The following is a 21,308-nucleotide window of genomic DNA, read 5'->3' as shown; positions in this document are numbered from 1 at the left end:
TGCCATGGCCGCCTCCGAGACCCCGCCGCACCTCGCCGACACGCACGACCTCATCCGGGTGCACGGCGCCCGCGAGAACAACCTCAAGAACGTCAGCGTCGAGCTCCCCAAGCGCCGCCTCACCGTCTTCACGGGCGTCTCCGGATCGGGCAAGAGCTCACTCGTCTTCGGCACCATCGCCGCAGAGTCGCAGCGCATGATCAACGAGACCTACAGCGCCTTCGTGCAGGGCTTCATGCCCACGCTCGCGCGGCCCGACGTCGATGTGCTCGAGGGCCTCACCACGGCCATCATCGTCGACCAGGAGCGCATGGGGGCGAACCCCCGTTCCACGGTCGGCACGGCGACGGATGCGAACGCCATGCTCCGGATCGTGTTCAGCAGGCTGGGTCTGCCCCACATCGGCTCACCCAACGCGTTCTCCTTCAATGTGGCCTCGGCCAAGGCGAGCGGCGCGCTGACCGTGGAGAAGGCATCCGGGGGCACCGCCGTGGTGCGCGACTTCATCGTCACGGGCGGCATGTGCCCGCGGTGCGAGGGCCGCGGGCAGGTGAACGACATCGACCTGACGCAGCTCTACGACGAGTCGAAGTCGCTCTCCGAGGGCGCCATCACGGTGCCGGGCTACACGGCAGACGGCTGGATGGTGCGGGTGTTCGCCGCGTCGGGGTTCCTCGACGGCGAGAAGCCGATCCGCGACTACACCGAGGCCGAGCTCGCCGACTTCCTCTACAAGGAGCCCGTCAAGGTCAAGTTCGAGAACATGAACCTCACCTACGAGGGCCTCGTGCCGAAGATCCAGAAGTCGATGCTCTCGAAAGACCGAGACGCGATGCAGCCGCACATCCGCGCCTTCGTCGACCGGGCCTTCACCTTCACCACGTGCCCCGAGTGCGAGGGCACGCGCCTCAACGAGGGGGCGCGCTCGTCGAAGATCGACGGCATCAGCATCGCGGATGCGTGCGCCATGCAGATCAGCGACCTCGCGGCCTGGGTGCGCCAACTCGACGAGCCGTCGGTCGCTCCCCTGCTCGACTCGCTCGCCCAGACGCTCGACTCGTTCGTCGAGATCGGGCTCGGCTACCTCTCGCTCGACCGCCCCTCGGGCACGCTCTCGGGCGGCGAGGCGCAGCGCACGAAGATGATCCGGCACCTCGGCTCGTCGCTCACCGACATCACCTACGTGTTCGACGAGCCGACCGTGGGCCTGCACCCGCACGACATCCAGCGCATGAACCGGCTCCTGCTGCAGCTGCGCGACAAGGGCAACACGGTGCTCGTGGTGGAGCACAAGCCCGAGGCCATCGCGATCGCCGACCACGTGGTCGACCTCGGCCCCCGCGCGGGCACGGCGGGCGGCGAGGTCGTCTACGAGGGCAGCGTGGAGGGGCTCCGCGCGAGCGGCACGCTCACCGGCCGGCACCTCGACGACAAGGCGGCGCTGAAGGGCGCCGTGCGGAGCCCCACGGGAGCGCTCGAGGTGCGCGGCGCGACCTCGCACAACCTCACGGGTGTCGACGTCGACATCCCGCTCGGCATGCTCGTCGTGGTCACGGGGGTCGCCGGGTCCGGCAAGAGCTCGCTCATCCACGGGTCGGTGGCCCCGCGGGAGGGCGTGGTGGCGATCGACCAGTCCGCCATCCGCGGCTCGCGGCGCAGCAACCCGGCCACCTACACGGGGATGCTCGAGCCCATCCGCAAGGCGTTCGCCAAGGCGAACGGGGTGAAGCCCGCGCTCTTCAGCGCCAACTCCGAGGGCGCCTGCCCCACCTGCAACGGGGCCGGGGTCATCTACACCGACCTCGGCATGATGGCCGGTGTCTCGACCACCTGCGAGGAGTGCGAGGGGCGGCGGTTCCAGGCAGCCGTGCTCGACTACCGGCTGGGGGGCCGGAACATCAGCGAGGTGCTCGGCATGCCGATCTCGGAGGCCGAGCAGTTCTTCGGGCCGGGCTCGGCCGATCCGGCGTCCCGGATCCCCGCCGCGCACGCCGTGCTCACCCGCCTGGTCGACGTGGGGCTCGGCTACCTGAGCCTCGGCCAGCCGCTCACGACCCTCTCGGGCGGCGAGCGCCAGCGGCTGAAGCTCGCGTCGCAGATGGGCGAGAAGGGCGAGGTGTACGTGCTCGACGAACCCACCACGGGGCTGCACCTCGCCGACGTGGAGCAGCTGCTCGGGCTGCTCGACCGGCTCGTGGAGTCGGGGCGGTCGGTGATCGTGATCGAGCACCACCAGGCGGTCATGGCGCACGCCGACTGGATCATCGACCTCGGCCCCGGTGCCGGCCACGACGGCGGGCGGATCGTGTTCGAGGGCACGCCCGCCGAACTCGTGGCGGCGCGCTCCACCCTCACGGCGGAGCACCTCGCGGCCTACGTGGGGGCGCATCCGCTCTCGCCCGCCTGAGCGAGGAGCACCGGCCCAGGCTCCTCGACAACGGAGGAACATCCGCCGCGTGAACGCCGACGGAGGAGCCTCGAACCACCGCCCGCCCCTCTGTCCTCCGTTGTCGGAGGCGTGGGTCGGGCTCGGGCTAGGGGTGCAGCGAGGCGTCGGCGGGGCCGCGGGAGTAGCCCGTGAAGGCGACCTCGAACCCCGCCCGGGTGGGGGCGCAGCAGAAGAGCCCGGCAGAGACCTCGGCGTGCGGGTCGAGGTGCGCCACCCGCACCAGGCGGAACGGCTCGCCCGCCGCCTTGGCTCGCACGGTCACGGCGTCACCGGATCGGCTCGCGCGCACGGTCACGACACGCCCCACCCACTCGGGCACGGGAGCCACCGACCAGTCGGAGTGGCCGTGGGTCACGACGGCTCCCACCTGCGGAACGCCGTCCGACAGCTCCACCCCCGCCTTGATCCACTCGGTGGCCGAGACGCGGAGGAACACCCCCGCCTGGTCGAACTGTGCCGTGAAGTCGAGCACGAACGAGACCTCCACGGCCTCCTCGGCACCGAACGACTCGAGCAGGGCGTGCTCGGTGTCGTGAACGAACCCGTAGGAGGTGGTGCGCCAGGCATCGCTGCCCTCCCGCGCCTCGACCCGGAGCACGTCGCCGTCGAGGTCGCTCCGCACGGGCTCGGTGGTCCAGCGCCCGTTCTCCAGCAGTCCGTCGAACCCCACAGCCATCCCCTCGTCGTGACGCCACCCATTCTGCACCCCGCTACCCTGGGAGGCGATGACTATCACCGCTTCCGCCGACGGCTCGGCCCTCGGCAACCCCGGACCAGCAGGCTGGGCCTGGTACATCGACGACAGCACCTGGGGTGCCGGCGGCTGGCCGCACGGCACCAACAACATGGGCGAGCTGAAGGCGGTGCTCGAGCTCTTCCGTGCCACGGCGCACGTCGACGACGACCTGCACATCCTCTGCGACAGCCAGTACGTCATCAACACCATCACCAAGTGGATGCCGGGCTGGAAGCGCAAGGGCTGGCGGAAGGGCGACGGCAAGCCCGTCATGAACCTCGACCTCATCAAGGAGATCGACGAGGCCATCGTGGGCCGCCGCTACACCTTCGAGTGGGTCAAGGGGCACATCGGCCACGTCATGAACGAGGCGGCGGATGCGCGTGCGCGCGCGGCGGCGGAGGCCTACGCCCGCAAGAAGGCGCCGGACACCGGACCGGGCTTCCCGGGTGCTCCGGCGAGCGCACCGGCCTCCGCACCCGGGAGCGCACCGGCCACCGCACCGGCCACCGCACCTGTGGCGTCGGAAGCCCCCGCCGTGGCGCAGCAGGACACGCTGTTCTGATCGCCGCGCCCCGCCTCCCGGCGTAGCGTGGAGGGCATGACTGATCTCGCTCCCCTCCTCGACCTGAACGACGGCCACCGCATCCCCGCGATCGGCTTCGGCACCTATCCCCTCCGCGGCGCCGAGGGGCTGGAGGCGATCGAGTCGGCCATCCGCACCGGCTACCGCTCGATCGACAGCGCGTTCAACTACGACAACGAGGGCACAGTCGGCGAGGCCATCCGCCGGAGCGGCGTCGCGCGTGACGAGCTCTTCGTGACGTCGAAGCTCCCGGGCCGCTACCACGAGAGGGCGCTCGCGCTCGATGCGGTGCGCGAGTCGCTCTGGCGCGCGCAGCTCGACCACTTCGACCTCTACATCATCCACTGGCCGAACCCGAGCGTCGATCAGTACGTCGAGGCCTGGCAGGCGCTCGTCGAGGCCCGCGAGCAGGGCCTCGTGCGCTCGATCGGCGTCAGCAACTTCCAGGAGGAGCACCTCGCGCGCATCATCGAGGCCACGGGCGTGACGCCTGCGGTGAACCAGATCGAGCTGCACCCGTACTTCCCGCAGGTGGAGCAGCGTGCGGTCAACGCCCGTCTCGGCATCCTCACCGAGTCGTGGAGCCCCCTCGGCAAGGGCAACGCGCCCTACCAGGAGCCCGCGGTGGTGGCGGCCGCCGAGGCGCACGGCGTCACCCCAGCGCAGGCGATCCTGCGCTGGCAGGTGCAGCTCGGCAACGTGCCCATCCCGAAGAGCTCCACCCCCTCCCGCCAGGCCGAGAACCTCGACGTCTTCGGCTTCGAGCTCACCCCCGCCGAGGTCGACGCCATCACGGCCCTCGGCAAGCCCGACGGCCGCCTCTTCGGCGGCGACCCCACCACCCACGAGGAGCAGTAGCCCCGATCTTCGCGGACTTCGCCACGTCTGAACCACATCGGCCCGTAATAGCGGTCGGTCTGCGGCTGGTTTGGCGAAGTCCGCGCGAAAGCCCGCGGAGCCGCCACGAGGGGCGCCCGCCGGCCGGTCAGAGGGCGCCGGAGGCGGCGCGCTCCTGCACGGCGGGGGTGCCGTCGAAGATGAGGAGGCGGTCGGCGAGCTTGTCGACGAAGAACCGGTCGTGCGAGACGACGAGCACCGCCCCCGGGAAGTGCGTCAGGGCCCGCTCCATCACCTGCGTGCTCGTGATGTCGAGGTGGTTGGTGGGCTCGTCGAGCACGATCACCGCGGCCCCCGACAGCAGGCACTGCGCGATCGCCACCCGCGCGCGCTGACCGCCCGAGAGGGTGCCGATCTTCTGCTTGAGGTCGGCGTCCGAGAACTGCAGCATGGCGAGGAACCGGCCCACGCTCTTCTTCGTGGCGCTGAAGGCGAGCGAGTCCGGATACGCGTTGACGGCGTGACCCACGGTGTCGGTGAGGTCGAGCTCGGCGTAGACCTGGTTGTAGGAGATGAACCGCGCGCCCTTCGCCCAGCGGATCTGCCCCGCATCCGGCTCGGTCTCGCCGGTCAGCACATCCAGCAGCGTCGACTTGCCCGAGCCGTTCGAGCCGAGCACGGCCACGCGGTCGCCGCGGTGAAGGCTGAACGTCAGATCCGAGAACAAGGGCGATCCGCCGAAGCCCTTCGAGAGCTTCACCACCTCGAGCAGGTCGTTGCTCACGCGGAGCCCGCCGTAGATGTCGGTGATGATCTGGTCGATCGGCCTGGGCGCCTGCCGCTTCTTGATGTCGGCGAGGCGGCGCGCGACCGCATTCGAGGGATTGCGGGCGGCCTCCCGGCGCGCCGCGCTCGCGGCCTGCTCGTAGGCGAGCAGCTCCTCCTCGTGCGCGAACTGGCGCTCGAGCATCTTCAGGCGCGACTGCTTGGCGTGCACGTAGGCCGAGTAGTCGCCCTCGTACTCCTGCAGGCGGTAGTTCTCGATCTCGACGATGCGCGTGACCACCCCGTCGAGGAACTGCCGGTCGTGCGAGACCACGAGCACGGCACCCTGGTAGCGGCCGAGCCAGTTCTCGATCCAGCGCACGCCGTCGAGGTCGAGGAAGTTGGTGGGCTCGTCGAGCAGCAGCACATCCGGCGACTGGATGAGGATGCGCGCGAGCGCCGCCCGGTTGCGCCAGCCGCCGGAGAGCCGGTCGACGGGCAGGTCGCGGCGGTCGGCGTCGAAGCCGAGACTCGTGAGCACCGAGTCGATCGTGTTCTCGAACGACCAACCGTCGATCGCGTCCATCTTCTCTAACAGCTCGCCCTGCTCGGCGAGGAGCCCCGTCATGCTCTCCGGCCCGCTGCCCTCCAGATCGAGGCCGGGCGACGCGAGCGCCTCCCCGATCTCGTCGAGCCGGCGCTGGGTGGCGTGCACGGCCTCGAAGTGGTCGCTCAGGATGCCGTGGATGCTGCGTTCGCCATCGAGCTCGGAGAACTGCGAGAAGTAGCCGATCGTGGTGCCGAGCGTGACGTCGACCGTGCCCGTCGTGGGCTCGAGGCGGCCGAGCATGAGCTCGAGGAACGTGGTCTTGCCCGTTCCGTTCTTGCCGATCAGCCCCACCCGATCGCCGGCCTTCAGCTTGAGGAAGGCCTCCTTCACCACGGGGCGCCCGTCGAACTCGATGCTGACGTCGTTCAGGCGGATGAGACTCACGGTGCCTCAGCCTAACGTCGGCACCTGGAAGCGGCCGACCCCGCACGATCGCGGGTTGTCAAGCCGCGGCGGAACCGGCCCTCCCGTCGTAGGTTCGAGCCTGACGGACCTGGAAAGGAACCACCATGACCAGCACACCTCCCCCTCGCGAACCCGACCGCGCCGCGGCTGCGCCGAGCACCGGATCGCAGCCCGCCGGATCGCAGCCCGCCGCGTCCCAGCCCGCCGGCTCCGTTCCGGTCGAGGATCGCAGCACCCTCCGCGAGAACGTCGTCGAGCGCGAGCGCCAGGAGTACGGCGGCTTCAAGTTCGGCTCCGCGTTCTTCGGCTGGCTCACCGCCACCGGCACCGCGGTGCTGCTGACGGCCCTCGTCGCCGCCACCGGCGCCGCCGTGGGCCTCGGGGTCACCGACGGCGGCCAGGTCGGCACCGGGAACGGCAGCGGTTCGATCGACGGCGACCAGGCCGCGACGGTCGGCATCGTGGGGGCCATCGCCCTCGTGGTCGTGACCCTCGTCGCCTACTTCTGCGGCGGCTACGTGGCCGGCCGGATGGCACGCTTCGACGGCGTGAAGCAGGGACTGGCCGTGTGGCTCTGGGCCGTGGTGATCGCCGTGGTCGTGGCCATCGTGGGCGCGATCGCGGGCAGCCAGTTCAACATCCTGGCCAACGTGAACGGCTTCCCGCGGATCCCGCTGAACGAGGGCGACGTCACGACGGCCGGCATCATCACCGCCGTCGCCGTGGCGCTCGCGAGCCTCGGCGGGGCCCTCCTCGGCGGCGTCGCGGGCATGCGGTTCCACCGCAAGGTCGACCGCGCCGGACTCGGCCGCTAGGTCGAGGGAGAAGGAGACGGACATGCTGCCCTCGCAGAACATCCAGAGCATCATCGGCGCGACCGTGCACGGCCGTGACCGCACCCGCATCGGCCGCGTCGACCAGGTGCTGGTCGATGCCGCCGACGGCCACCCCACCTGGGCGGTGGTGAACGGCGGCCTGTTCGGGCGCACGAGCCTCTACGTGCCGCTCGAGGAGGCGACCTGGGAGCACGACGACGTGTTCGTCGAGCTCGACAAGGACGACGTGAAGAATGCCCCGCATCCCGACCCGGATGGCGGACTCACACCGGAGCAGGAGCAGGAGCTCCGCGACTACTACCGGGGCCTCGGCGCAGACGACCGGCCGGACGTCGCGACTCCGGAGCACCGCGACGACCCCGCGAAGCCCGAGCACCGCGACGACCCCGCGAAGCCCGAGCACCGCGACGACCCCGAGAGGCCGGAGGAACCGGGCACCCCCGGCCCGGACCGCATCCTGATCTGACGAGCGCGGTGACCCCCGAACGGGGTGGGCCCCCTGAACGGGGCGCACCCTTTCTGGGAGTTACGCACGGGGAACCCCGTTCCTAGAGTGGGAGAGCTCGGTGCTCCCCGGGTCGCTTCCCCCTCGAAAGGCCCTTCCCGTGCGCCCAGTCCGCGCCGCGCTCCTGCGCGCCTGCATCGTCATCGTCGCCGCCGCGTGCGCGATCTCCGTCACCCCGCTCTCCGCCGCCGCCGCTCCTCTGACCGAGGCTCCCGCCGCAGCTACCGCCCCCGAAGCAGCCGCAGCCGCCGCCCCCGAGGTCAGCACTGGCGCGATCGAGCCGTTCGAGGGCATCCTCTTCGAGCACGGCGACCGCGTTCCGCAGGAGTACTACCGCATCGTCCCGGACTGGAACACCGGTCTCGCGATGATCCAGAACGGCCGCGGCTCCTGCCTCACGAGCGGCCCGCACAGCGGCCCGCGCCAGGAGCACCAGCCGGTCGACCGCACGACCTGCCGGGCGAACGACGCTGATCAGCAGTTCTACTTCATCCCGCAGAACCACAACCCCCGGTCGACCCCCGACACGGGCAAGGGCGACCAGTACTTCTACATCGTGAGCTCCGCGACCGACGACTGCATCTGGTCCGGCAGCAACGGCCTGGAGTTCGGCTCGGACGACTTCAGCCAGCAGGCCCACATGTGGCGCTGCGCCGAGGGCGACCCCGGCCAGGAGTGGGTGTTCCGCAACGAGATCCGGGAGGACGGCCGCGCCTACCGCTGGTCGCAGCTGCTCGCCCTCGCCACCGTGCACTCCACCAACCGCTGCCTCGACCGACCGGGAGCCTGCCAGGTCTCCCCCGACTCCGGCCCCTTCGCCGGCCAGTGGTTCGAGTCGGCCGACCCCGACGTCTCGCTCCTCGGCACGGTGAGCACCGTCTCGCAGGGCTGCGGCAGCGGCGACAGCGGCGCGGTCATCAACAAGGGCTCCTCGAGCGACCCCACCACCGTCTCGGGCACCGTCTCGGTCGCGAAGAGCGTCTCGGTCTCGCTCGCCCTGAACGAGAGCACCAAGGCCGTCGCCGAGACCGGGGTGAAGGATATCTGGGGCGCGGAGCTGAGCGCGAGCTTCTCCATCGGCGAGCAGATCGCCCAGACCATCGGCGAGACCAAGAGCGTCACCCGCTCCATCTCTGCCGTGATCCCCGCCGGCGAGGCCCTCATGGGCCAGTACTCGCAGCGTGACTACACCTTCTCGGGCGCCTGGCAGATGGACATCGGGCACCCGAGGGTGGCAGGATCCCTCGCCTGGTCGGTTCCCGCCCGCACGAGCCTCCCCGTCATCCTCGACGGAGCAGACCCCACCACCTACACGCCGGTCGGATCGAAGACGCCCAAGGACTGCACGGCCTCCTCCGCCGCCCGCAGCACGGCCGCACCCGTCATCACCAACAACCCCTCGACCTGCGCGACGACTCCGTCGGTGCCCACCGGCGCCGTGAACGAGGTGCTCTCGGTGTGCCCCGGCACCTGGGACCTCGGCGGCACGACCGCTCCCGCGGTCTACAGCTACGAGTGGTACCTCACGCAGGGTGGCAGCGACGGCATCCACCCGGTCGCCGGATCGGTCGGGGCCGGTCAGATCTTCACCATCCGGCAGTCGACGGCTCCGGGGACGACCCCGACCTACCTGGGCGTGCGCATCTCGGAGGTCGGCAGCACGATGCGATACGACTCCGCCCCCGCCGTCGCGGCGAACCCGGTGCTGCTGGCGTCGACCGTCACCCCGCCGTCCGGCGCACCGGAGGCCCCGGTGACCCGGACCTCCTTCACCTCGGTGCTCCCGACCGGTGTGGCCGGCGAGGCCTACTCCGCGAACGTCGTGGCCGATCCGGCCGCAGGCGTCGACGTCGTCGTCGCCCCCGGCAGCCTGCTCCCGGAGGGCCTGACGCTCTCCTCGACCGGTGTGCTCTCGGGCACCCCCGCCGACAACGGCATCCACGACCTCCAGCTCCTCGACGGCTCCGCAGCGACGCCGGAGACGAGCACCGTGCGACTCGCGATCGAGGCGCCGGCCACCGAGTTCACCGAGGTCACCTCGCTCACGGGCACCGTGGGAACCGCCCTCGACACCGCTCTGGTCACCACGGCCCCCGACGACCTGGCGCTCGAGGTCGAGGGAGGCCTCCCGTACGGCCTGCAGATCGACCCCTCCACCGGCGTGCTCTCGGGCACCCCAGGCGAGGCAGGACGCTTCGAGTTCGTGCTCGACAACGGCGACGCCAACGTCGGGCGCCCCACCGGCTTCGTGCTCGAGGTCTCCCCGAGCGCTGCGGTCTTCTCCGATGCCGACCCCGCCGCCGCGCGGGTGGGCAGCCCCTACACGTTCTCCGTGCTGGCGAGCGCGGGCAGCCACACCGCGCTGGCGCTCGAGGGCACCGGGAACCTTCCCGAGGGGCTCGAGCTGAACAGCGCCACCGGTGAGATCTCCGGCACGCCGACCACCGTGGGCCGGCACACCGTGACGCTGATCGACACCACGTCGCCCGAGCCCGCCGAGCGCACCGTCGAGTTCGTGGTGGGTGCCGCCGCGGCACCCGGCCCGGACGCCGGCACTCCCGACCCGGCCGGGCCCGGCCAGTCCGGTTCCGGCTCCTCGCCGGCCGGATCCGGTGGCGCACTCGCCGCCACGGGAACCGACGCCGCGTCGCTGATCGCACCCGGGATCGCCGGAGCCCTGGCCCTCGCGGCCGGACTCTCGGCCCTCATCATCCGCCGCCGCCGCTCGGTCACCCGATGACCCGGCCGGCCGCCTCCCACCCGATCCGAACGGAACCCACCGTGCACGTCGCTCTGAAGACCTCCCGGCCCGCCCGGCTCGCCCGCATCCTGATCGGGCTCGGGCTCGCCTCGGCGGTGCTCGTGCCGATCGGCTTCACCGCCGCGCCCGCCCAGGCGGCCCAGGCGGAGTCGGCTGCAGCTTAGCCCGCGCCCGCAGACCTGCTCGCCTCCGGTGCCGCAGCCACCCCCGCCGAGGCCGAACCGATCGACCCCGCGGCCGTCGACGCCGAGCTCGGCGCCCCCTCGATCGGCCAGGCCGTGCAGTTCGAGGCCTTCCCGCCGCGCGCCGAGAACCCGCGCTACGCGTACACGATCCAGGCCGACACCTCGGGCAAGGCCAAGCTGATCACCCAGGACGGCCGCTGCCTCACCGTGGGCCGGGGCTTCAACTACGAGTTCGCCGTGACCCTCAACGGCTGCAACGTGAACGACGAGAACCAGACGTTCCACTTCATCCCGCAGAACCGCGAGCCCACGGCGAACGTCACCGAGGCCGGCCGGCAGTACTTCTACATCGCCAGCACGCGCTTCGAGCAGTGCATCTACAGCCCCTCCGGCCTCACCGACCCCTTCTTCGGCCCGGACCACGCCGAGCTCTACCCGCGGCTCGTGCCCTGCTCGTCGGGCGACACGCCCCAGGAGTACCGGGTGCACAACGAGCGGATCAACGCGTTCGGGGCCCCGGTGGAGTGGCGCAACATCCTGAACCTCGCCATCCGCTACGCCGCCGGCCAGTGCGTGAAGGACGACGAGACCTGCCGCATCCAGAGCCCCGGCGAGACCGACTGGCACCGGCCCTCCCCGGACAACCCGGTGTTCCGCTCCGGCACGGTCGCGGTGAAGCCCACCGGCTGCGGCGTGGGCAGCGGGGCCCTCGGGTCGCAGGTGCACAACCTCACCGCCGGCCCGCTCGCCATCACCGTCAAGACCTCGACCACGCTCGTCGACACCTCCTCGACGACCGACAGCATGAGCGCGTCGTTCAACAGCGAGCTCATGAAGAACGTGCCGGGCATCGTGAAGGCGAAGATCCAGGAGGGGCTCTCGATCAGCGGCACCACCATCTCGACCAAGACGACCACCAACACGTTCGAGCAGTCGGACACGACCACGCTGCAGGCCGGCGACTGGTACACCTCGCAGTGGTCGAGCCCGCTCTACAGCCTGCGCGGCGCGTGGAAGTTCGCCAACAACGTCGGCAACGTGTGGTGGACCCTGCCGAGCGCCGCCGACTTCGCGGTGAAGACGTCGACGCTGCCCTTCACCACGAAGACGTTCATCACCTCGCACGACAAGAAGAGCTGCTTCGTGGGCCCCGCGGCCACCAACGCCGTCGAGAACTCCCCGAAGCTCACGAGCGACCTCGCCTCCTGCGACAGCCCCACGATCGCCCAGCCCACCGGCGCCATCGGCAGCACGGTCTACATCTGCCCCGGCATCTGGAACTCCCCGACGGGCGCGATCGACCCGGTCAAGTTCGCCTACCAGTGGCAGGTCACCCCCGACACCACGAAGATCGGCACACCCATCCCGGGTGCGACCGGATCGAGCCTCACGATCATGCCCTCGACGCGCGGCTCCAGCCAGGCGCCCGTCTACCTCGTGGCGCAGCTGACGGAGGTCGGATCGGCACTCCGCCAGGACTCGCTGCCCACGCAGAGCACGAACGACGTCGTGCTCGCCAAGCCCGCCCTCGGCGACCCCCTCGTGTTCCCCACGACCTTCGCCGGTGACGGCGCCGAGGCGACGGCCGACGTGGAGTACAGCGCCGACCTCGTGACGGAGCCGGGCACCGACATGGCGCTGTCGGTCTCCCCCGTCACGCCGCTCCCGGCCGGGCTCTCCCTCTCCGCCGACGGCGTGCTCTCGGGCACTCCGACCGAGCCGGGCGTCTACGCCTTCACGATCCTCGACCAGCCCGCTGCCGGCCGTGCGGCGCAGTCGCAGAGCTTCGCCCTGACCGTGCACGCAGCCGAGGTCGTCTACGCGGCTCCGGCGCTGACGGCCACTCCCGGGGCCGAGGTGTCGCTGCCCCTCGTGCAGGGCGAGCACCCCGACCTCGCGCTCGAGGTCATCGAGGGCGCCCTGCCCGACGGCATCGTGCTCGACCCGGCCACGGGGCTCCTCTCCGGTGCCGCCGTCGACGCGGGCACCTGGAGCTTCACGGTGCAGAACGCCGCGGCCGTCGTGGATGCGCCGGCCTCGTTCGAGCTCACCGTGGCCGACGCGCCGATCGCGTTCTCGAACGCGGCAGCCCCTGCGGGCACCGTGGGCGCGCCGTACTCCGCGACCCTGCTGGCCGCGACCGGCACGGATCCGTTCGTGGGGCTCGCCGCCGGCTCCGAGCCGCTGCCCGAGGGACTGCAGCTCAACGCCCTCACGGGAGTGCTGAGCGGCACCCCGACCACCGCGGGCGTCTCGGAGGTGACCGTCGGGAACGCCGACGGCTCGCTCTCGGCGACGTTCACCGTGCGGGTCGCGGCCGCCGCCGGGCCAGTGCCCGAGCCGGTCGCCCCCTCCCCCGCACCCACCTCCGGTGCAGGGGCGGGCGGCGCGACGACCGGATCGGGTTCGCTCGCGGCCACCGGCTCCGACGCCGGTGCGGCCGGTGCGGCGGCACTCCTCGCGCTCCTGCTCGGGCTCGCCGGCGCAGTGGCGATCCGCCGCACCCGCCTCAGCCGCTCCTGACGGCGCCGGGCCGCTCCGGCCGATCCCTCCGCGCCTGAAGGCCGACCACGTGCCACGTGCACGGGGTCGGCCTAGGCTCGGCGGCATGAGCGACACCGACGACGACAGGAAGCAGACGCGCGACGAGTTCGGAGACGCCGTGAACATGACGGCGTCCGAGCTGAAGACGTGGCTCGAGACCGACGAGTCGAAGGCCGTGGGCCAGAAGTCCGACGGCGGCGGCGAGTCGACGGGCCACGAGAGCGGCCGCCACATCGTGCGCATCCTGGAGAAGAAGCAGGCCGACTACTCCGACGACGACTACGCGCACATGCGGAAGGTCGTCGGCTACGTGGCCCGCCACTCCGCCCAGCGACCGAAGGGCGACGTGGCGGACACGCCGTGGCGGCACTCCCTCATGAACTGGGGCAACGACCCCCTGAAGTAGTGCCGAGGCGACGCGCTCTAGGCGACGGGGACGATGAGGCCCTTCCAGGTCTCGTCGATGAAGTCCTTCGTGCGCTGGTCGGTGAGGAGCTCGACGAGCTTCTCGATGCGGGGGTCGCTCTCGAGCTCCGGGGTGGTGGCGAGGATGTTGTAGTAGGTCGAGTCGGTCGACTCGATGATGACGGCCTGGTCGGTCGTGAGGCCGGCGGGCAGGGCGAACGAGGCCGTCACGAAGGCGGCGTCGACATCCGGCACCGCGAGGGCGAGGCTCGCGTTCTCGATCTCCGAGAACTCGAAGTCCTTCGGGTTCGCCGTGATGCCGTCGAGGTTGGTCACGTCGTCCTCGACCTCGATCAAGCCCTCGGAGGCGAGCAGCTTGAGCGCGCGGCCCTCGTTGGTCGGGTCGTTGGGGATGGCGATGGTCGCGCCGTCCTTCAGCTCGTCGATCGAGTCGATCGTGTCGGAGTAGAAGCCGGCGGCGGGCAGGTAGATCTCGCCCACGCTCACGAGGTCGCCGCCCGACTGGGTGTTGTAGGTCTCCATGAAGGTGGAGTTCTGGAACAGGTTCGCATCCGTCGACCCGTCGGTGAGCGCCGGGTTCGGGGTGTTGTAGTCGGTGAACTCGACCCATTCGATGTCGAGCCCGGCCTCCTCGGCCAGGTTCTCGTCGACCCACTCGAGCAGGTCGCCGGCGGGCACGGCGAGCGCGCCGACCTTGATGGTGCCGAGGTCCTCCGTCGAGCCGGCGCCCGATCCGGATTCCGACGTGGCATCCGACGACGACGAGCACGCGGCGAGCGAGATGGTGAGGGCGGCCGCGCCGAGCAGGGCGGCGGGGCGGACGAAGCGGTTGCGAGCGGTCATGTGGCGACTCCTTGTGCGGGGTTGATGGTGAGTTCGGCGTCTTTCGGGAGCACTGCTGTGCTGCTCCGGTGAGAGACGCGGGTGGCGATGCGGGTCAGGACGATCTGCACGATCTGCACGATCGCGAACAGGATGACGACGACGAAGACGATGTGGATCCAGCTGTAGCGCTGGAACCCGTAGGTGACGGCCACGTTGCCGAGCCCGCCACCGCCGACCACGCCCACCATCGCCGAGAAGTTGATGATGGAGGTGATCGTGGTCGAGACGCCGAGGAGGATCGCGGGCAGCCCTTCCGTGAGGAGCACCCGCCTGATCAGCAGCCACTTGGTGGCGCCGAGCGAGTCGGCCGTCTCGTAGAGGCCGGGCGCGACGTCGTTGACCGCGATCTCCACCATCCGGGCGAAGAACGGGATGGCGATGATGGTGAGCGGCACGATCGCGGCCGTGGTGCCCACGAACGTGCCGACGATCAGCCGGGTGAGCGGGATGAGCGCGATCATCAGGATGATGAACGGCACCGAGCGCCCGACGTTCACAATGAATCCGACGACCCGGTTGATGGTGCGCGCCACCCACACGGGCCCGAAGCTGCGCTCGAGGAACGCGCCCTTCTCCGTGCCGACGAGGAGGATGCCGAGCGGCAGGCCCACGAGGATGGTGATGAGGGTCGCGATCCCCGTCATGTAGAGGGTCTCGAGCGTGCCCTTGAGGAGCACCTCGAACAGGTCGGTCCAGAAGTCCGGGGAGTCGTAGTCGATCACGCGGCTCCTCCCTTCAGGTACTCCACGATCAGGCCCTGGCGCCGGAGGTCGGCGACCACGGCGGCGGCGGCCTCGCCGGCCACCGGGAGGGCGAGCCGGGTGCGGCCGGCCTGAGTGCCGGCGATCCGCTCGACGGTGGCGCCGAGGATGCTCACGTCGAGCTCGTGCTCGCGGGCCAGCCGGGCGATCACGGGCCGGTCGGCGGTGCCGCCGGCGAAGGTGATGTCGATGACGGTGGGCCCTTCGTCGTCGGCCGGTGCGGCCAGCGGGAAGAGCTGGGCGGCGAGCTTGGAGCCGGGGGTGCGGATGACCTCGACGAGCTCGCCCTGCTCCACGATCGCACCGTTCTCCATCAGGGCGGCGGAGTCGCAGATGCGCTTCACGACGTCCATCTCGTGGGTGATGAGCAGCACGGTGAGCTTCAGCTCGCGATTGATCGAGCGGATGAGGTCGAGGATCGACTCGGTGGTCTCGGGGTCGAGGGCGCTCGTGGCCTCGTCCGAGAGCAGCACGCGGGGCTTCGCGGCGAGCGCCCGGGCGATGCCGACGCGCTGCTTCTGGCCGCCCGAGAGCTGGGCGGGGTACGCACCGCCGCGATCCTTGAGGCCGACCAGGTCGAGCATCTCGGCCGCCTGCGAGGCGCGCTTGCCGCGCGGCACCCTGGCGGCCTCGAGCGCGAACTCGACGTTCTGCTGGATGGAGCGGTTGGCGAGCAGGTTGAAGTGCTGGAAGACCATGCCCACCGAGCGCCTGGCCTGCCGGAGCGCACCGCCCTCGAGGCCCGTCATCTGTGTGCCGTCGAGCGTGACGGTGCCGCTGTCGGGCCGCTCGAGCACGTTGACCGTGCGGAGGAGCGTGCTCTTGCCCGCACCGCTTCGCCCGACCACCCCGAAGATCTCGCCGGCGGGCACCGAGATGCTCACGTCGTCCAGCGCGCGGACGGCGGCGGGGCCGTGCCCATAGGTCTTGCGGAGGTTCCGCAGCTCGATCATGGTCTCAATCCGAGCACCCGGGGCGACCCCGGGGGTAATCCGGTTACGTCGTATGACGATTCGGACGAGTTTCAATTTCTCTAGGTTGTCTAGCGGCTAGGTAGCCTAGGGTTGTCGTCATGGGCATCCTCACCTCTCTCGACGCCGTCCGCGACTCCGACAGGATCGTCGAGGCGATGCGCCGGGCCGACGACCTCGCGTTCGAGGCCAACCGCGAGCCCGGGCTGCGCACACTGCGGCTGCTGGCCGGAGCCGTGCACGGCGACGACCAGGTGGTCGCCATCGCCGGAGTGCACGCCCTCGGGCAGGTTGTCGACGACGACGCGGATCGGGTGCTCACCGGCCTCCTCTCCGAGGAGCAGGGGTTCCTGCGGGAGCACGCCGCCTGGGTGCTCGGCGCACGCATCCCGCACGTCGACGCGGTGGGGCGCCTCATCGGCATGGTGGTGGGCGGTGGCTTCGGCGGCATGATCGCCCAGCGGTCCCTCGAGCAGTGGTCGGTCACGGCACCGGAGCACATCGCCGTCGGACTCGAGGGCGCCCTGCTCGGCGTGCACGAGCCCGCCGCCCGGTACCGACTGATCGAGACCCTCGGTCTGATCCGCGGATCCGGACCCACTCGGCGCCTCCTCGCCGCCGCCGCCGACACCGCGGAGGACGTGCTCGTGCGCACGGCCGCCGTGGCCGCCCTCGGCCAGCGCCGGGGCGACGAGAGGGTCGCCGAGCTGCTCGACCGGCTCGCCCGCGGCGAGGAGCACCTCTCCGACGTGGCGCGGCTCGCCCTCATCGACCTCTCCGGCGGTGCCATCCGCACCACCCGCACCGACGGGCCGCTCTCCGTGGCCCAGCTGTTCCTGCACGCCGACATCGACGCTCACCTGAGCGCCGCGGGCAGCGGAGACAACGGCGGCGTCGCGACCCTCCTCGTGCGCCTCGGCGACGCCCTGGTCGAGGGCGGGCCGAGCGACGTCTCCGGCGAGGAGCAGGCTTCCGTCGGCATCGGCCGTGTCATCACGCTCTCGCGCGGCTCGGTGCCGGATGCCATCACGAGCGTCGCCGAGATCGCCGGCACCACGAGCGGTCACCACTACGGCCGCATCCCCCTGCTCACGCCGACCGCCAGCTCGGCGACCGCCTGGCCGCAGCGCGTGGCCGCCCGCCGGGGCATCCGCCGCATGCTGCGCGCCGCCGGCGGGGTCGACCTGCTGCACCTGCGCATGGCCGAGGTGGGCAGCCTCGCCGCCTCCGACGTGGCGCGCGAGCTCGACCTGCCGGTGGTGTTCACGGTCGCTCCGGATCCGCACGCCGTCATCCAGTCGATGGACGCGGCCGGCTCGCTCACCCGCGAGAACTTCGGCGCCGTCGACGAGGTGGAGCACTACTGGTTCCGCGCCCGGCTCGTGCAGCGGCTCGCCTCGAACGCGAACCGCACCGTGCTCTTCCCCCGCCCCGAGCTGCGGCGCGACATGCGGGAGCTGCTCGGCATCGACATCGACGCGCACCCGGAGCGGCACTCCGTGGTGCCGGAGGGGATCGACCTGCAGGTCGTGGACCGGGCCGTGGCCGAGGCGACCGCCGGCGATGGGCACAGCGACGGGCCCAGCGACGGGCTAAGCGACGGGCTCGAGATCGGCCTCGGGCCCGAGCTCGCCGAGCTGCGCGACCTCGTCGGCACGATCCCGGCCGAGCGCCGGGGCCTGCCGCTGCTCGTGAGCGTCGGCCGCTTCCACCGGGTGAAGGGCATGGCCGCCATCGTGGCCGCGTGGCAGCGCGGTGCCGCCGCTGATCGCGCCAATCTGCTGCTCGTCGGCGGCGACCTCGAGCACCCCTCCGCCGACGAGCGCGAGCAGATCGACGCCATCGACCGCATCGTGCCCGCCGCCGACCGGGCGGCCCACGGTCTGCTGATGCCGGGCCACCGGCCCAACGACACCGTCGCCCGGTGGGTCGCGGCCGCTCGCACCGGACTGCCGGGCGCCAACGCCGGCAGCGGCGTCTACGTCTGCGGCAGCGTGAAGGAGGAGTTCGGCATCGCGCTGCTCGAGGCCATGGCCACGGGGCTCCTCGTGGTGGCTCCGGACGGCGGCGGGCCCGCGACCTACGTGGAGGACGGCGTGACGGGGTTCCTCACCCGCACCTGGGATCCGTCGGCGCTGACCGAGACGATCGACCGCGCGCTCGACGCGGCCGACGCCGAGGTCGAGCCGGTCTCCGAGGGCGCTTCCGCCAGCGGATCCGGGACGGCACCCACCCTTCGCGCCTTCACCGCGGCGGGGGTCACCCGGGCGGCCCGTTCGCGCGCGGTCGTCGAGCGCGACTTCACCATCCAGGCCATGGCCGCCGCCCTCCGCGGCGTCTACGGCGAGGTGCGCCGCGAGAGCGTCGACGCCGCCGCACTCTGGCCGGTGAGCGCCGCGTGACCCTGCTCGTCATCAGCCCCGACTACGCCTCGCACCTGCTCCCTCTCGCCGCGATCGCCACCGCCTGGCAGCGCCGCGGCGAGCGCGTGGTGGTGGCCACGGGGCCGGCCACCGACGACATCGTGCGCCGCTTCGGCTTCGAGCGCGTGCCGCTCGAGCTCGGCCGCGGGTCGAACCCGGGCGTCATCCGGGCCGAGGAGCAGCCCGAGGAGGAGGACGACTCGCTGCGCGGCTTCTTCGACGCCACCCGGCTCGGTCTCGTGCCGACCCTGCACTACCAGGCCGGCGAGCGCCTCACCGATCTCATGTGGCGGCCGATCGAGAAGGCGGCCGCGACGATCGCGGTGGTCGAGACCGTGCAGCCGGACACCGTGATCGTCGACCACCTCGCCTTCAGCGCTCGCCTGGGGTTGAAGGCCGCCGGCATCCGCTACGCCGACGTGGTGCTCGGCCACCCGAGCGCGCTGCCCGTCGGCGACGAGCTGTACGGCTGCCCCGCAGCCTGGCCGGCCGCGTTCGATCCGGATCCGGAGGCCCTCGCCGGCCTCGAGGCGCTCTGCCGACGGGTGAGCGAGAGCTTCACCGCCGAGTGGAACGCGGCCCTCGCGGAGCTCGCTCCCGAGCTCCCGCCCTCCGCGTCGGCGTTCTCCGAGACCGGTGACCTGCTGCTGTTCAACTACCCGGCCGAGCTCGCCGACCCGGACCGCGCACCGCTGCTGCCGCCGCACACGCACCTCGGCTCCACGCGGCGCGACGACTCGGGCGACGCCGAGGTCGAGGCGTGGATCGCTGAATCCGCTGGCCCGTTCGTCTACGTGAGCTTCGGCAGCTTCCTCTCGGTGCGCGACGACGTGCTCGCGCGGGTGGCCGAGGCGCTCCGGCGGCTCGAGGTGCGGGCGGCCGTGGCCACCGGATCGGGCGACCCCGCGCGGCTCGGCCCCCTCCCGGCCGGCTGGCTCGTGCGCGAGCACCTCCCGCAGGTGACACTGCTGAAGCACGCGACTGCCGCCGTGACCCACGGCGGCAACAACAGCGTCACGGAGGCGGTCGACTCGGGGGTGCCGCTGCTCGTGCTCCCCTTCTCGACCGACCAGTTCGCCGGCGCTGCCGCGCTCGAGCGGGCCGGGCTCGGCCTGGCCCTCGACCCCAACGCGGCCACCGCCGATGAGCTCGCAGAGGCACTCGCCCGGCTGCTCTCCCCCGCCTACCCCGGCCGGGCGCAGCTCAGTGCCATCGCCGCGGGGCTCGAGCGCGTGCCCGGGCCCGAGCGGGCCTACGCCGCCGTCGCCGCATCCGCCACCGCATCCGCCGTCGCCGCATCCGCCGCCGCATCCCCCACCGCATCCCCCGCCACAACCGCCTCCGCTCGGGAGTGAAGTCGGCGTAGGTTCGACCCCATGCACGGGCGGGGGCGACGGATCGGACGGTGCGCGCAGCCGGGCGGCACGCCGTGACCGAGCCGCTCGGCACCCGCGCCCGCTGGTGGGCCGAGGACTACGTCGCCGCCGTCGACCTGCAGGTGCGCGGCATGACGACGGGCGGCGACCCGCACCGCTACCACTCCGGCCACCTGCGGCCGTGCGTGGCGGTGCCGGGGGTGTACGAGGCCTGGTACTTCCTGCAGCCGGTGATCGAGGCGCTGCATGCCCACGGGCATCCGATGCACGTGCTCACGGAGCTCCGGCACAACCGCCGGCCGGTGGTCGACAGTGCGGAGCTGCTGGCCCGCTACCTCGCCGAGCACGACCTCCGCGACGTGCTCGTCGTGGCGCACAGCAAGGGCGGCCTGATCGGCAAGTACGCGATGGTGCGGCTCGATCCGGAGCAGCGGATCGCGCGCATGGTGGCGATCGCCACGCCCTTCGGCGGCAGCCGCTACGCGAACTGGGCCCCGAACCGCACGCTCCGCGCGTTCCGGGCGAAGGACCCCACCACGTCGCTGCTCGCCGCCGAGAACGTGGTGAACCACCGCATCACCTCGATCTACGGGCGGTTCGACCCCATCATCCCCGAGTCGAGCGTGCTGCCGGGGGCCACCAATCTCGAGCTCCCGGTGGGCGGGCACTTCCAGGTCATCCGTCATCCGGTCACGATCTCGACCGTCGTGGCCGCTGCCGCGGAGCCGCCGACGGGGCAAGCTGGAAGCATGCCAGATGACGACGACAAGGCCCGGCTCGGCGAGCGACTGAACGGCCACCACGACCCCAAGGATCCCGACGGCCTCCTGACCCTCGACGACGTGAACCCGCAGCCGGCCCCCGGCCGCGAGACGGCGTCGTCGGAGTACCCGGACATGCCCGGCCGCTTCAAGTCGACGCCCCACGATCGGCACAACGACCCCGTGTGACGGGCCGGATGCAGCGCGACGGAGGTCCTGAGGACCGACCTGGGCGGGTCGGCTCACGCCGCGTGCGGGGGCTCCGGATCGTGCTGTGCCTCGACCTGTCGGGGGTGATCGCGGCGGGCGCGGTGGCGGCCGTGATCCGCTCGCGGAGCGCCTCCGGATCCTCGACGGCCCTCGACGGCGCCCTCGTCGGCGCGTGCGCGGCGGTGGCCGGTAGCACGTGGCTGCTGGCGGTCGCGGCCGTCGCGCGGGTCGCCCGCGGGCGGATCCGCCGCACCCGCGGCCCGGTGATCGCCGGAC

Annotated in this window: 17 protein-coding genes and 1 pseudogene; 13 read left to right on the top strand and 5 right to left on the bottom strand. The window is 71.7% G+C overall.

Annotated features, from left to right (window positions below; translation table 11 throughout):
• Positions 1-4: 4 nt before the first annotated feature.
• Complete coding sequence (locus Q0D57_RS11830) at positions 5-2,407, top strand: excinuclease ABC subunit UvrA (RefSeq protein ID WP_291043692.1); 2,403 nt, start codon at positions 5-7, stop codon at positions 2,405-2,407.
• Between the two features lie 127 nt (positions 2,408-2,534).
• On the opposite strand, the gene Q0D57_RS11825 is transcribed toward Q0D57_RS11830, so the two are convergent.
• Positions 2,535-3,104: a DUF1349 domain-containing protein gene (locus Q0D57_RS11825; RefSeq protein WP_291043759.1), complete on the bottom strand. Its 570-nt coding sequence runs from the start codon at positions 3,102-3,104 to the stop codon at positions 2,535-2,537.
• A 70-nt stretch (positions 3,105-3,174) separates the two neighbouring features.
• On the opposite strand from Q0D57_RS11825, the pseudogene Q0D57_RS11820 reads away from it, so the two are divergent.
• Both Q0D57_RS11820 and Q0D57_RS11815 read left to right on the top strand, forming a co-directional pair.
• Positions 3,175-3,639 (top strand): annotated as a pseudogene (locus Q0D57_RS11820) (ribonuclease H); the annotation flags it as partial.
• 147 nt (positions 3,640-3,786) lie between these two features.
• A complete protein-coding gene (locus tag Q0D57_RS11815; RefSeq protein ID WP_291043687.1) occupies positions 3,787-4,629 on the top strand; it encodes an aldo/keto reductase in 843 nt (280 codons plus the stop codon).
• A 127-nt stretch (positions 4,630-4,756) separates the two neighbouring features.
• Here the strand turns inward: Q0D57_RS11815 and Q0D57_RS11810 are convergent, their stop codons facing one another.
• Entirely contained in the window at positions 4,757-6,367 is a 1,611-nt protein-coding gene (locus Q0D57_RS11810; RefSeq protein ID WP_291043682.1) for an ABC-F family ATP-binding cassette domain-containing protein, read from the bottom strand.
• A 125-nt stretch (positions 6,368-6,492) separates the two neighbouring features.
• Here Q0D57_RS11810 and Q0D57_RS11805 point away from each other — a divergent pair, with 125 nt between their 5' ends.
• From Q0D57_RS11805 to Q0D57_RS11780, 6 genes are all read left to right on the top strand, one after another.
• Positions 6,493-7,203 (top strand): hypothetical protein, encoded by a 711-nt coding sequence (locus tag Q0D57_RS11805; protein ID WP_291043678.1) that lies wholly within the window; start codon positions 6,493-6,495, stop codon positions 7,201-7,203.
• A 22-nt stretch (positions 7,204-7,225) separates the two neighbouring features.
• The gene (locus Q0D57_RS11800) at positions 7,226-7,690 is read left to right on the top strand and encodes a PRC-barrel domain-containing protein (RefSeq protein WP_291043667.1); all 465 of its coding nucleotides are present in this window, start codon (positions 7,226-7,228) and stop codon (positions 7,688-7,690) included.
• A gap of 139 nt (positions 7,691-7,829) precedes the next feature.
• The gene (locus Q0D57_RS11795) at positions 7,830-10,469 is read left to right on the top strand and encodes a putative Ig domain-containing protein (protein WP_291043664.1); all 2,640 of its coding nucleotides are present in this window, start codon (positions 7,830-7,832) and stop codon (positions 10,467-10,469) included.
• A 41-nt stretch (positions 10,470-10,510) separates the two neighbouring features.
• Positions 10,511-10,654 (top strand): hypothetical protein, encoded by a 144-nt coding sequence (locus Q0D57_RS11790; protein WP_291043661.1) that lies wholly within the window; start codon positions 10,511-10,513, stop codon positions 10,652-10,654.
• Between the two features lie 114 nt (positions 10,655-10,768).
• On the top strand, positions 10,769-13,198 hold the full coding sequence (locus tag Q0D57_RS11785) for an Ig domain-containing protein (protein WP_291043656.1): 2,430 nt from the start codon (positions 10,769-10,771) through the stop codon (positions 13,196-13,198).
• Between the two features lie 85 nt (positions 13,199-13,283).
• On the top strand, positions 13,284-13,625 hold the full coding sequence (locus Q0D57_RS11780; protein WP_291043653.1) for a DUF3140 domain-containing protein: 342 nt from the start codon (positions 13,284-13,286) through the stop codon (positions 13,623-13,625).
• Between the two features lie 17 nt (positions 13,626-13,642).
• Here Q0D57_RS11780 and Q0D57_RS11775 read toward each other — a convergent pair whose 3' ends face one another.
• From Q0D57_RS11775 to Q0D57_RS11765, 3 genes are read right to left on the bottom strand one after another with little or no spacing between them, the layout of a single operon-like run.
• Positions 13,643-14,488 (bottom strand): MetQ/NlpA family ABC transporter substrate-binding protein, encoded by an 846-nt coding sequence (locus tag Q0D57_RS11775; protein ID WP_291043650.1) that lies wholly within the window; start codon positions 14,486-14,488, stop codon positions 13,643-13,645.
• Complete coding sequence (locus Q0D57_RS11770) at positions 14,485-15,252, bottom strand: methionine ABC transporter permease (RefSeq protein ID WP_291043648.1); 768 nt, start codon at positions 15,250-15,252, stop codon at positions 14,485-14,487. Before Q0D57_RS11770 ends, Q0D57_RS11775 begins: the two co-directional genes overlap by 4 nt.
• Positions 15,249-16,244: an ATP-binding cassette domain-containing protein gene (locus Q0D57_RS11765; protein ID WP_291043642.1), complete on the bottom strand. Its 996-nt coding sequence runs from the start codon at positions 16,242-16,244 to the stop codon at positions 15,249-15,251. Before Q0D57_RS11765 ends, Q0D57_RS11770 begins: the two co-directional genes overlap by 4 nt.
• Positions 16,245-16,363: 119 nt before the next feature.
• On the opposite strand from Q0D57_RS11765, the gene Q0D57_RS11760 reads away from it, so the two are divergent.
• From Q0D57_RS11760 to Q0D57_RS11745, 4 genes are all read left to right on the top strand, one after another.
• Positions 16,364-18,664 (top strand): glycosyltransferase, encoded by a 2,301-nt coding sequence (locus Q0D57_RS11760; protein ID WP_291043640.1) that lies wholly within the window; start codon positions 16,364-16,366, stop codon positions 18,662-18,664.
• Entirely contained in the window at positions 18,661-20,040 is a 1,380-nt protein-coding gene (locus tag Q0D57_RS11755) for a glycosyltransferase (protein WP_291043638.1), read from the top strand. Before Q0D57_RS11760 ends, Q0D57_RS11755 begins: the two co-directional genes overlap by 4 nt.
• A 50-nt stretch (positions 20,041-20,090) precedes the next feature.
• A complete protein-coding gene (locus tag Q0D57_RS11750; RefSeq protein ID WP_291043634.1) occupies positions 20,091-21,011 on the top strand; it encodes an alpha/beta hydrolase in 921 nt (306 codons plus the stop codon).
• Positions 21,012-21,073: 62 nt separating this feature from the next.
• Positions 21,074-21,308: hypothetical protein (locus Q0D57_RS11745; protein WP_291043632.1), on the top strand; the 235-nt coding region annotated here is incomplete at its 3' end.

The organism is Herbiconiux sp. (assembly GCF_023264895.1).
Taxonomy (GTDB): Bacteria; Actinomycetota; Actinomycetes; order Actinomycetales; family Microbacteriaceae; genus Herbiconiux.
The sequence above is the reverse complement of the archived record's forward strand: the minus strand, read 5'-3'. Positions and strand labels throughout refer to the sequence as shown.